Annotated in this window: 6 protein-coding genes; 2 read left to right on the top strand and 4 right to left on the bottom strand. The window is 68.5% G+C overall.

Annotated features, from left to right (window positions below):
• Positions 1-39: 39 nt before the first annotated feature.
• On the bottom strand, positions 40-210 hold the full coding sequence (locus tag ACNQQL_RS10635; RefSeq protein WP_177318371.1) for a hypothetical protein: 171 nt from the start codon (positions 208-210) through the stop codon (positions 40-42).
• A gap of 210 nt (positions 211-420) precedes the next feature.
• Here ACNQQL_RS10635 and ACNQQL_RS10630 point away from each other — a divergent pair, with 210 nt between their 5' ends.
• Entirely contained in the window at positions 421-894 is a 474-nt protein-coding gene (locus ACNQQL_RS10630; RefSeq protein ID WP_204422995.1) for a hypothetical protein, read from the top strand.
• A gap of 141 nt (positions 895-1,035) precedes the next feature.
• Here the strand turns inward: ACNQQL_RS10630 and pal are convergent, their stop codons facing one another.
• From pal to ACNQQL_RS10615, 3 genes are all read right to left on the bottom strand, one after another.
• Positions 1,036-1,527 (bottom strand): peptidoglycan-associated lipoprotein Pal, encoded by a 492-nt coding sequence (gene pal, locus ACNQQL_RS10625; RefSeq protein ID WP_072438571.1) that lies wholly within the window; start codon positions 1,525-1,527, stop codon positions 1,036-1,038.
• A 408-nt stretch (positions 1,528-1,935) separates the two neighbouring features.
• The gene (locus ACNQQL_RS10620) at positions 1,936-3,132 is read right to left on the bottom strand and encodes a porin (protein ID WP_110281301.1); all 1,197 of its coding nucleotides are present in this window, start codon (positions 3,130-3,132) and stop codon (positions 1,936-1,938) included.
• Positions 3,133-3,852 (bottom strand): autoinducer binding domain-containing protein, encoded by a 720-nt coding sequence (locus ACNQQL_RS10615; protein WP_243567400.1) that lies wholly within the window; start codon positions 3,850-3,852, stop codon positions 3,133-3,135. It lies immediately after the preceding gene.
• Between the two features lie 540 nt (positions 3,853-4,392).
• On the opposite strand from ACNQQL_RS10615, the gene ACNQQL_RS10610 reads away from it, so the two are divergent.
• Positions 4,393-12,212, top strand: a 7,820-nt coding sequence (locus ACNQQL_RS10610) for a DUF4781 domain-containing protein (protein ID WP_347064084.1), incomplete at its 3' end; no start/stop codon positions are given.

Below are 12,212 nucleotides of genomic sequence, written 5' to 3'. Positions count from 1 at the left end.
TCGCGCGCGATGCGTCGCCCGACTTTTCGAGGCGGTTCTTCAGTAGCCGCCGCCACCTCCGCCACCGCCTCCGCCGCCTCCCGAGCCGCCGCCGCCGTACCGGCTCATGCCCGGTCCTTGCGAAGTGCCGCTGCCCGGCTGCGTACATCCCGCCGACAGCACAAGCATCAGCGCCGCGATCAACGCCGCGGCCAACGTTGTCGATTTCATTGCAATCTCCTTGCAGCGCGCAGGCCGCAGGACAGGCCGGTTCGCGTGAACCGCGCGTCTACGCGATGACGAAACGTCTCGGGCGGGCCGTTTATTCCATGCTTTTTGCGTATCGTCGTGCGCGATGGTGCCGGATCGGATCCGCTGCGCGGTGCCTTGGTACACTCCGGCACGCCGCCATTCCGATTCCGACTACAAAATACAAAAACCATGAGTGCAACCCTCGAGAGCCCTTCGCGCAAACCGTTGCGTGCGTCCGGCCGTGCAGTGTTCGGCTGCCTGTCATTTGCCGTCGGCGGCCCGCTGGTCGCGGCGCTCGTCTGGCCGGGCGTGATGCTGATCGCGTGGTCGTTGATCGACGGCCCGTCATGGGACGTCCTGAAAACCAGCGCGAGCATGGTGCCGCTGATCTTCTTTGCATCGTTCCTGTTCGGCTATTTCCTGCCCGCGATGGTGACCGGCGGCATCATGGGGGCGCTCGGCACGCGCATCCGGCGGCGCTGGTTCGTGTTGCTGGGCGTGATCGTGGGCGCCGGCACGATGGTCGGTTATGTGCTGCTCCAGACCTGGCTGATCAAGGCGGACAAGGTCGGCGACATCAACGCGATCGCGACGCTCGATGCGATCGTCACGTCGGCCGTGATGTCGCACTGGCTGCATCGGCGGCTCGAACGCCGGCGTTGAGCGCGCCGCGCCGCGTATCGGGCGCGTGAACGGTGACGCGCATGAACCCGGCGAGCCGAACGGCACCGCTCGGCCGCGCTCGCGGCCGGCGGCCTGCCTCGCGTTCCTTTACGCGGATGCCGCCGTCGCGGCGGCGTCCGGTCAACGATAGACGAGATCGGCGCGGCGGTTCTGCGCCCACGAATCCTCGTCGTGGCCGAGCGCGACCGGCTTTTCCTTGCCGAGGCTGACGGCCTCGAGTTGCGTGCCCGGCACGCCGAGCGTTTCCAGCGCGCTCAACACGGCTTGCGAACGGCGTTGGCCGAGCGCGAGGTTGTATTCGGACGTCCCGCGTTCGTCGGTGTTGCCCTGGATCAGCACGCGCCGGGCCGGATGGCCGCGCAGGTAGTCGGCGTGCGCCTGCAGCAGCGATTGGAATTCGGGCTTCACGGAGTACGCGTCGAAATCGAAATAGATGCTGCGCTTCGCGAGCGGGCTGTTCGGATTGTCGAGATCGTCGGCCGTCACCGTTGCGACGGCTTCGCTCGATGGTGTCGGCGCCATGCCGGCATTCTCGGGTGTTTTCGCCGCGTGGTGGCAACCGGCCAGCAGCGCGACGGCGGCCAGGATCGCAAATCGGTTCGTTTTGCTCATCGTTCGTCTCCAGCGGTTGACTGCGTTGAAAGCGTGGTGCGTGTCATCGGCACGTAGGTATCCGGCTGCAACGGCGCGAAAGGTTCGGCTCCGTCGACGCGATGCATGTCCGTAAGCCGGTGGTGCGCCATGTGAAAGAGTGTTGCGACCGGAACACCGAATCACGGCGTCGCTGCAAACAGAGTAGGAAAAATGTCGCAACGCGACCAGTTTCTCCGCATTTTTTGCGCGGACGCGACAGTCGGGGACGCATTCTTGCTCCCGCCGGCGCCGCGCGGTACGCAATGCCGCAGCGAAAGGGCCGCGCACGGGCGCGGCCCTTTCTGCACAGGTCACCACGATCGAGCGGGGCTCGAAACGCGTGCCGTACGCGATCGACGGGCAGTGAAGCGGCGAAGCGCCGCGTCGTCAGAACTTGTGCCGCAGCCCCAGTGCGACGACGACCTGGTTGCTGTTCGCCGAAGGCGTCAGCGTCCAGACGGTCGCGTTGAATGCGGGATTGCCGTTGCCGCCGCTCACGCTCTGGTACACGCCTTCGAGATACGCGTCCGTGCGCTTGGACAGCGCATAGTCGGCCTGCGCGACGACCTGGTTCCACTTCGGGCGCGTCTGGCCCGTGCGCGTGTCGAAGCGGCCCATCGTGTACGTGTACGCGGCGGCGAGGCTCAACGCGCGCGTGACGAAGAAGCGCCCGTCGACCGTGAAGTTGTCGAACACGAGCGATTCGCCTTTCAGCGGCGCGATATTGCTGCCCTGGAGCACGCCCGTCACGCCGTCGGTGGTCGAGTGCGACCACGCGGCGCCGACCGAATGCGGCCCGAACGCATAACGGCCGGCCGCGGCCCAGATCTGCTGGTTGCCGCCCGTGATCGTCGCCGACCCGTCGACCGTGCTCAGCGCACCGTCCGGGTTCGGCGCATTGCGGTCGCGGCTGATCTTCAGGTAGCCGGCGCCGAGCTTCAGCGGCCCGTTCGCATACGACAGCCCCGCGCTCCATGCCGCGTTGTTGGCGAACTGGCCGGCCGTGTTCGAGAAACCGAACATCGCGCCGAACGTCAGCCCGCGATACGTCGGGCTCGTGTATTTCACCGCGTTGTTGATGCGAAGGTTGCGGTTCGAATCGTCGTTGTCGTACGGATGGACCGCGAGGTTGCCGCCCCAGCCGGGGCCGGACGCACCGAGCGGCGTCACGAAGTCGAGGATCAGGTCGTACTGGCGGCCGAACGTCAGCGTGCCGGCCGTCTTCGAGCTCACGCCGAGCCATGCCTGGCGGCCAAACATGTCGACGCCCTTCTGCGACAGCTTGCCGGTGGTGCCCGAGAAGCCGTTTTCGAGCGTGAAGACCGCGGCCATGCCGCCACCGAGATCCTCGCGGCCGCGCAGCCCCCAGCGCGACGCGTTCAGTGCGCCGCTCGTCATCGCGACGCTGCCGCTGCCGGGCGAGCCGGCGCCCTGCGTGCGCTGGTTGGTCGAGTAGGTGATCGACGTGTCGATCAGGCCGTACAGCGTCACGCTGCTCTGTGCGTGCGCGATGGCCGGCGCGAAGCCGGTCAGGCATGCGGCGATCACGGTCCCCGCGACGCGCGCGCCGGCATGCTTGTTCATTCAGAACATATCGATGAGCCCCGCCGAGACCGCCTTGACGACCGCCTGCACCTTGTTGGTCGCGCCAAGCTTCACGAGGACGTTGTTGACGTGAAAAGTCACCGTCCGCTCCGCGATGCCGAGGATCTGACCGATCTCGCATGCCGTCTTGCCTTCGGCGGTCCAGCACAGCACTTCGCGTTCCCGCGCCGTCAGCACGACGCTTGCCGCTGGCGCGAGCTTCGGCACCATGAAGCCGCTCATCAGCGAATGTGACAGGTTCGCGAGCCAGTGGGTCTGCAGCGTGAGCATGTCGATTTCGGCAGGCGTGAGGCGATCCGCATGGCGCGCGATGCTCAGCAGGCCGAACGCGCCGCGCGCGGCCCAGCTCGACTGCGCGATGCCGACCGACAACCCGGCCTCGCGCGCATCTTCCCACAACGGGCATGGCGCGACCTCGTCGACGTCCGGCCAGACGATCATGTTGGTGGTGAGCGCACCGTCGCGGACCGTCGAATCGATCTTGATGTAGTCCTGCGCCTGATAGTGCGCCATCCAGCCGTCCGGATAGGTGTCGAAGATCGCGACGGCCGATTTCGACACGGGCAGCGGCACCCGGATTCCGTAACAGCAGTATTCGAAGCCCAGGCGCTTCGAATACGCGGCGATCCGCTGGAAGAGCTGCTGCTCGTTCTCCGCGGCGCTGAATTGATGGTAGGCGTCCTGCCAGCGCAGCTCCATCTGGTAGGAATGCATAGGAGTTTTTATCGTTGGCCCGGCGCGGTCGCCGGCGGGTCGCGCCGCCATGCTGGCCGGCGGATCGAGCGGCCATTATTGGAGATCGTGCGACGGTCGATTAAGGCGTTGCACAGGAAAGGTCCTCTGCGGAATCGAGCAGAATCGCGGCGCGTCGGCGCAGGGGATCCAGTCGGGAGCGGGGCGCGTGTGGCGCAGGAGGGCGTGCGTCGCGGCGTCGGCGACGCGTTTCGGTTTCAGTGCGGCCGCTGCCGCGGCTTTCGCCAGGCCAATGAGTATTGGATGGACGACACGGACGGAGGCAACGGAAAAATTTACCGTTCGTGCTGCGCCGAACCGGTATCGGCAAGCAACGGCCGTTGCCCCCACCACATTCGTAGCGCACGTTTCCCGATGCCGGCGTAACCGGGCCGGCGACTACGTAATTCGCGACTTTTTGCGCGTTGTCGGTTCGGCACAATGGACCATTGCGCGTGGCGGCCTGCCGCTTGCCCGGTACGTCACGCATGCCGCGGGAGAACGGACATGGTGTTGATGGCAGTGGGAGGGGGCGGGGGCGGACCGGTCGACGTGCCGCAGCCGCAGAGCGACAACAACCCGACGAACAACAACGGGACGAACACCAACGGCGCCGCCGGCGCCCCTCCGGCCCAGACACCCGAACAGAAGGCCCTTGCCGCGGCGCAGGCCGAGACGCAGCGCCTGCTCCAGCTGGCGCAGGCGGAGATGGCGACGCTCAAGCGCCTGAACGACCAGGGCGCGTCGCAAGCCGACCTCGACAACCAGGTCAAGAAGGCCGAGAGCGCGTGGGGCGCCGTGCAGGCAGCCGTCGAGAACCAGATGCGCGTCGCCGCGGACGGCGGCGGCGACACGAACAAGGCGATCGCGGGCGTCGCGGCGGACCTGCGCAACGCGACGCCGAACGATCCCGTGCTCGGCGAGGTGCTCGACGATGCGCAGAAGGCGGTCTCGGCGGAATCGGCACCCCAGCGGGCGACCAACGAGAAGGCATTCCAGCTTGCGCAGGTCGCGCAGCAGGATCAGGCCGCGAATGCCGACTTGCAGCGGTACAACGCGTTGCCGGGCGGCGTCCGCCGCGACGACCCCGATACCGGTGCGCAGTTGCGTCAGGCGGCCAGCACGGCCGACGCGAACAGCGACACCGCCTACACGGCGCTGACGACCGCACTGCGCCACGAATACAGCGTGTCGGCCGCGACGCTGCGCCTGAACGACGCGAAGGCTGACTACGCGGCGTGGCAGAAGGAACCGGGCGGATTGCGCCGTGCCGACGAGGCCGACATCACGCGGGAGATGTCGCAGGCACAGAGCCAGTACGACAAGGTGGTGACGGGCGGCGACGACACCGCGCTGACCTACGTGACGCCCGACGAGCAGAAACAGACCGTCGCGTCCGTGAAGCAGAACCACGACGGCATGTGGTACACCGGCCTCGTCGACGTATTCGGCGAGCAAAGCCAGCTCAAGCGCACGATCGCGACGATCAATCCCGACGATCCGTCGCTGACGCCGCAGATGAAGCAGCTCGCGCAGTCCGATCCGGTCACCTTTGCGCTGCTGCAGGACACGGGCCAGACCGTCGACCCGAACGACCCGAAGCTGTCGACGCAGGAACAGGCGCTGGCCAAGCAGAACCCGCTCGCGGAGGCGTTCGTCAAGCTGACGGGCGTCGAAGTGAATCCGGCCAACGTGACGGACCCGGCCGCGGCCAAGACGCTGAAGGATCAGATCGACCAGCAGGGCGTGTTCCAGTATGCAATGGGGAAGGTCGACCCGAAGTCGCCCGGGCCCGGGTACCAGAAGATCCAGCTGCTGCTCGCGGCGGCGCCCGACGTGCGGCTGCAGTACACGAAGCAGCAGGTCTCGCAGCTGATGCAGAACCCGGGCAGCAACCCCGGCGCCGCGCTCCAGGTGCTGAAGACCAACATGGACGCATCGTTCTCGCTGGACGAGCGTCAGACGCTGTGGACGCAGGCCGGCCAGCCGCATTTCGACGCGAACTTCATCCATTCGCAGATCGATCCGCTGATGCAGAAGCCCGATTCGAGGGCGACGGACCAGGCGAGCATGCAGGCGCGTTACGACGGCAGGATGAACGCCGACAAGGCAGGCAAATGGATGCAGGACATCCTCGCCAATGCGCCGCCCGAATTCGCGGGCGTCGTGCTCGACACCGTCAAGAAGGATTTCGGCAACAAGTGGACGCAGTCGAACACGGGCACGCCGCAGCCTTACGGGGACGGCACCGAGTTCTACAAGGGGCTCAGCAAGGCGGTCGGGCTGGCCGACCAGCAGCCGACCGCGAACGGCGAGCCCGTGCATCGCGAGGACGACGTCGCGAGCTGGCTGCTCGACGCCAACGGCAACGCGAAGACGATGATCTACACGCTGCGCGGCAGCGACACGGGATACGGGTTCGACGGCGTGCGCCAGGCGCTTTCGTCCGGCGTCGATCCTTCGCTGTCGAAGGCGCTGCTGTCGAAGATGCAGAACGACGACCGGTTCCGCTCGGGCTTCGCGAACGACTTCCAGCTGCGTTACCAGCAAGGCACCGAGCACGCGCAGAGCAACCAGAACAAGCAGGCCGCGACGGCCAGCTACAACCTGTTCAAGTCCGATCCGGACAAGCAGCTGAAGGCGTACTTCAACGACTTCCAGAAGAACTTCGACGGCCAGTCCCGGACGTTCACGGTCGGTTCCGACCAGCTCACGAACTTCGTCGGCGCGGGGCTCGGGATACAGCCCGACGACCCGGGCGCGGTGCCGACCGACGCGAACGACGTGCCGTCGATGGCGCTGCTCGAGCAGATGATCGTCGGCAACGGGCAGTTGCTGAACGGCACGGCGGTGAACAGCCAGTCGCTGTACGCAAAGAATTCCGCCGCAACACAGATGATCCAGACCGTCGTCGACCAGATCCGGAAAGTCGGCGGCGATCACGCGGTCGTGTCGCTGGTGCCGATCTACTACGTGTCGAAGAGCACGGGCACCGCGCCGAGTGCGCTGTTCAAGGTGCAGGTCGACGGGCATCCGGACCAGTACAAGCTGATCGACGATCGCGGCTGGAAGTACGACACCGTCGACGACTACCAGCACAACAATGCGCTGTCCGACGACGGCCAGTTGTACGTGCCGAAGAACCTGAAGCTCGATGGGTCGCCCGTCGATCTCGGGCAATACGAACCGATCGACGCGCACAAGACGGAGTGGTACCAGCACGCCGAACACATTCTCGAGATCGGCACCGGCATACTCGCGGCGGCCGGCGGTGTCGTGCTGGTCGCGAGCGGGATCGGGGCGATCGGCGGCGGCCCGCTGATCGGTTATGCGATGGCGGCCGTCGGTGCGGGGATGGCGGTCGGCGTGCCGACCGCCATCGCCGACCTGAAGAACCTGAGCGATCACGGCCAGTCGACCGGCTTCGGCAATGCGCAGGCGCGCGGCGACTGGATCAGCCTGATCGGCAGCGGCGCCGGCTTCGCGGGCGGCGGGCTCGGCGTCGCGGCGAAGTCGTTCGCCGAAGCGTCGTCGCTGTTGCGCACGACCGGGCAGGTCTCGGACATGCTCACGCTGGCATCGCGCGGCGAGGGCGTCACGGCCGAGGCGGCCGGGGTCGGCAGTCTGACGCAGGGGGCCGACGCGTTCCAGACGCTCGCGCAGATGACCGGCCGCACGGCCGGGGTGTTCAACGTCACCGGCGGCGTGATCGGCGGTTACCAGATGGCCGACCAGGGCGTGTCGCTGGTGAAGAACTGGGATGCGATGTCCGATTCCGATCGCGCGCAGCAGTTGCTGAACCTCGGGATCGGCGTCGCGCAGATGGGCCTCGGTTCGCACACGCTGATGGAGCGGCCGATCCGCGCGATCACGAAGACGCCCGCGCCGCCGGCAATGCCGCGGCCGGTCGCGGTCGACGTCGTGAACTCGATGCTCGCCAACGGGCTGGCGAACCAGCGTCTCGCGGTGGGCGAGATCGGCAACCCGTGGCAACACGCGGAGGAACAGGCGAACAGTTTCGGCGAATCGGCCGACGACGGCGAACCGGTGTCGCCGGCCGGCACGGGGCTGCGGGCGAGATTCTCCGCGTGGCTGCGGGCGCACCGCACACTGGGCATGCCGGAAGACGGCGGCGCGATCCCGTTGAGATTGGCGCCCGACGCCGAAGCAATCGACGGCGAACCCACGCCGGCGATCGCGCACGCGCTGGCCGCCGACGAAGCGCCGCCGACCGAGGCCGGCACGCCTGCAACGACGGGACGTGCCGCGTCGTGGGAAATTCCCGCGCGCGCGGCGGCCGATCCGGACGTGCTGCGCAGCGTGGTCGGATCGGTTCTCGCCGGCGGCAACCGTCTCGAAGACATCGAATACTACGTGTACGCGCTGGAGGATACCGAAGGCAACGTGCGCAACCCGGAGGAGGACGGATTGCCCGCGACCGACCGCGGCAACCTGCCGGACGACATCCGCGCGGCGAACGCGGACGAACGGCGCGCGGCCGCGGGCGACGATGCGGCGGCACGCGCGGCCGCGGCATCCGACGCGGACGGCACGATCGGCGTGACGCGGTATGCGTCGTACCACGACGCGATGATGGTCGCGCTCGGCGGGGCGGTGGCGGGCCGCTACCAGGTCGCGCTGGTCGACACCACGAGGCTCGCCGCGGACGGCACGGTGCCGCCCGAAGCGATGGTCGGCCATGTCGGGCTCGACGATGCCGGCAAGGCGCTGACCCTGTCGATGAACGATACGTACGATCGCACGCTGCGCGTGGTGTATCCGCGCGGATTCGATCCGGCCAAGCCGCTGATCCGCTTCGAGGACGGCAAGCGCATCGACGTGGTCAACGCGCTGGTCGGCATGCACGAAACGCAGTGGGGCGCGTATCCGCGCCGCGAAGCCGACCTCGCGATCTATTCGAACCACCCGTCGCAACCCGAGAACCGGCTGCCAGCGGGCGAGCGACCGTTGATGCCGGTGCCGCCCGGCTACTTCGCGGTGTACGCGCACGCGTGGTCCGATGCGTTCGCGAGCGCGACCGGCAAGCCGATGAGCGCCGACGACGTGGCCGAGATGGTGCGCCAGAGCGGCTGGGACGGTAAATCGCCGGTGATCCTTTATGCATGCGGCGCGGGCACGCGCGTGACGTCGTTCGCTCAACTGCTGGCGAACGTGCTGGGGGTGGACGTGTACGGCTCGAGCGGCTTCGTCGTATGGCGTTCGCCGCGCTATCGCAGCGACGGCCCCGACTCCGGTTACACGGCCGGCATCGAGCTGGAACCCGGCGCGCCCAGTTACGCGGGGAAGCCCGACCACTCGGTGCAGTATGCGCCGCGTACCTACCGATTCTCGCCGGCCTTGGCGGTCATCGATCAGGGCGCGCATGCGGTCGACTGGAGCACCGTGGCGCCGCGCCCGGTTTCGAACCGCTGGGGCGGCCGCGACGCGTCGGGGCAGTCACGCGTGCCGCTCGGCGTGTACGTGTGGCGCGTGCTGACGAATCGCGGGGCGATCGTCAATCCGCGCAGCGGCCGTTCGGCGAGCGCGCTCGAGATGACGTACGCGCTGGAGGATCTGGCGTGGAAGGGCTACACGCCGGGCGTGCCGGTCGCACTGGAGGGGCCGCACAGCGGCGCCGATCCCGAGTTGCTGCAGGAATTCGCGGACCTGATCCAGGCGCCGGTATTCGGCCGGCTCGGCGACGACGACGCGGCCGGGTGGCGCCGAGCGATTCCCGATCCGGGCCGCCGGCTCGCGCGCTTCCAGATCGAACCCGACGTGAACGGGAAGTTCTCGCCTGGCCGCGCACAGCCGGTTCGCGTCAATCCGCTGGAACTGCGGCCCGTGCCGGGTTCGAGCGTCGTGAATCTGCTCGGCCACGCGACCGCGCGGCAATTCCTGAAGGTGTCGGGCTTCGACATCGCCGAATCGCACGGCACGAAGCCGCGCGACGTGAGCTGGGAGAGCTCGGCCGCCGTCACGCAAGGCGGCAGCACGATGTCGCCGAGGGAATTCGCCCGCAAGCTGCTCGAGGATCCCGCCTATACGGAGGGCAACGGCGTGCTGCTGACGGGCTGCTATCTCGGCTCCGGCAGCTATCCGTTCGCGCAGGAGCTTGCGTACGAGCTGCAGGTGCCCGTGATCGCGTCGATCGCATCCAACTCGGTGCGCGGTACCGGGGCGCTGTTCCTGCATCCGAACAGCGACGACATCGTCGTGCCGGCGCACGATCCCGACGTGTCGACGCGGCTCTATCTGCATATCCCCGAGGCGCCCGATGCGAGCGATCCGCCGATGGTGTTCGCGCGTCGGGGCGAACCCGTGCCGACCGCGCACGGCGACGCGCCGGTCGAACCGGTGCGCCCGATCGAGTCACAGATCGATCCGGAAGCGGGCAGCGGGCGGCGCGGCAACGCGGGCACGCCGGGAGATGCCGGGCGGCCGGCATCGACGCCGCGCGGGCCCGCGCATCCGCGTCTCGCGCCCGAACCGGACGCGGGCGAGCCGCCCGTTTATGTGCCGACCCCGCTCGTCGAGGTCGGGCCCGGGCAGATCTTCACGGCGGACGAATGGGCCGCGCGCACCGAGCAGGCCGTCGCGGACGAGGCCGACGACGGCCTGTCGGGCATCCCGCAGAAGATTTATCCGAAGAACAGCCGCGTCTATACGGATCGCAGGATCGTCGACGGCGGCGTTATCACGACGACGATCCACGGCCAGTCGATCCTGCAGACGGGATTCGACGACGTGACCGGCGTCGACGCGACGCAGCACCCCGAATTCCTGCGCCCGGCCGACACGCTGCTGATGCCGCCGAGCGATCCGCTGCATGCGATCGGCGCGCGCGCGCTGATGTCGCCGCCCGGTCATCACGTGGTGTTCGGACACGGGATGTCGGCCGATGCGATGCTGGGCCCCGAAGGCCGGCCGCTGACGCCGGACGAGGTGGCCGAGCGCGTCGCGCCGCATCTCGAACCGGGACAGGACGTGACGCTGTATTCGTGCTTCGGCGGTTCGAACAAGCACGATCCGTTGCGCGTTGCGCCCGGTCAGGTGCGGGCCGCGAGCACGACGTTCGCCGCCGCGCTCGCGCAGCGCCTGTCCGAGATCACGGGGCGGCCGATTTCGGTCTGGGCGCCGCCGGACATCCTGCTCGTCGAGCACGACGGTTCGACCGCCGTGCGCGGGACGCGACTGACCGGCCAGGTCGACAAGGATCGCCTGCCGATGCAGAGCTTCCGCGGCGATCCGGCGCGCGCCGGACGCGCGGCGCTTCCCGTCGGGTCGGGCGTGGAGTCGGGCGCCGAACCTTCGCCGGCCACCGCGTACACGGCGGCCCGGCCGATGCGCGAGGCACCGGTGCGGCCGACCGTGCCGCGCGTGGCCGATCCGACCTTTGCCGATCCCGGCTACGACTTCACCGCGATTCCGGACGACACGTTCGAATCGGTCACGCTCGACCATTCGTTCCGCAGCGCGCTGACCGATCGGCCGGGCGTGATCGGCGACGCCGCGCGCGTCACGCGTGCCGGCGGCACCGTGAGCCAGCGCTGGCCCAGCTATTTCCTCGACGACCCCCAGCCGACCCGCGTGATCGACGGCGTGATGCAGGCGTTCGACGAAGCCGGCCTGACGAACCTGCGCGTCGAATTCGTCACGCGCGACGGCAGCATCGTGCTCGGCAGCGGCACCGATTTCGGCGCGCTCGATCCCGAGGAAGGCTGGTTCCGCTTCAGCGGCACGGTGCCCGACGCCACGGCCGCGGCAACGCATGCGCAGGGCCACACGATGCCCGATGGACAGCGCGCGCTGCCGGAGGGCACGCGGGTGGTCGCGCACGACGATCTCGGCCCGGCGCTCGATGCGGCGCATACCGGGCCGCGCCATCACGCGTACGTGCCGGCCGATGCGCTACCGGACGCAATCGCCTTCGCGCAGGGCGACCTGACGGCGCAGGAACGCGTCGCGGCCCACGCGGTGGCGAACCTGGCCGCCGTCGAGGCCGCCGCGCCGGCCGATGCCGTGCTGTTGTCGGCGCTCGGCCACGATCCGGCACGCGCGCTGCGCATCACGACGCCCGGCGGCGAGCTGTTCAAGCCGGCCGGCGTCGACATGTATGTCGTGCGAACCCGTGATGCGGCTACCGGCGACGTGTCGTACCGGCTCGCCGGCGTCGATCGTTCCGGATTGCCGGAAGGATATGCGGCCGTGCATGCGTCCGGATTGCGCGCGGTCGGCTCGGTCGCCGGCCGCCCGGTCTGGCCGATGCTCGGCGGTGCGGACCCGGCCGCCGGCCGCCTCGCGGGCACCGCCGGCGACCCGTCCGG

The organism is Burkholderia sp. LFS061 (assembly GCF_047978125.1).
GTDB classification, from domain to species: Bacteria; Pseudomonadota; Gammaproteobacteria; order Burkholderiales; family Burkholderiaceae; genus Burkholderia; species Burkholderia pyrrocinia_C.
This window is presented reverse-complemented; position numbering and strand designations above follow the sequence as displayed.

Coding starts and splice junctions, on each gene's coding strand:
- ACNQQL_RS10635 (WP_177318371.1), bottom strand. CDS start 210: ATGAAATCGACAACGTTGGCCGCGGCGTTGATCGCGGCGCTGATGCTT.
- ACNQQL_RS10630 (WP_204422995.1), top strand. CDS start 421: ATGAGTGCAACCCTCGAGAGCCCTTCGCGCAAACCGTTGCGTGCGTCC.
- pal (WP_072438571.1), bottom strand. CDS start 1,527: ATGAGCAAAACGAACCGATTTGCGATCCTGGCCGCCGTCGCGCTGCTG.
- ACNQQL_RS10620 (WP_110281301.1), bottom strand. CDS start 3,132: ATGAACAAGCATGCCGGCGCGCGCGTCGCGGGGACCGTGATCGCCGCA.
- ACNQQL_RS10615 (WP_243567400.1), bottom strand. CDS start 3,852: ATGGAGCTGCGCTGGCAGGACGCCTACCATCAATTCAGCGCCGCGGAG.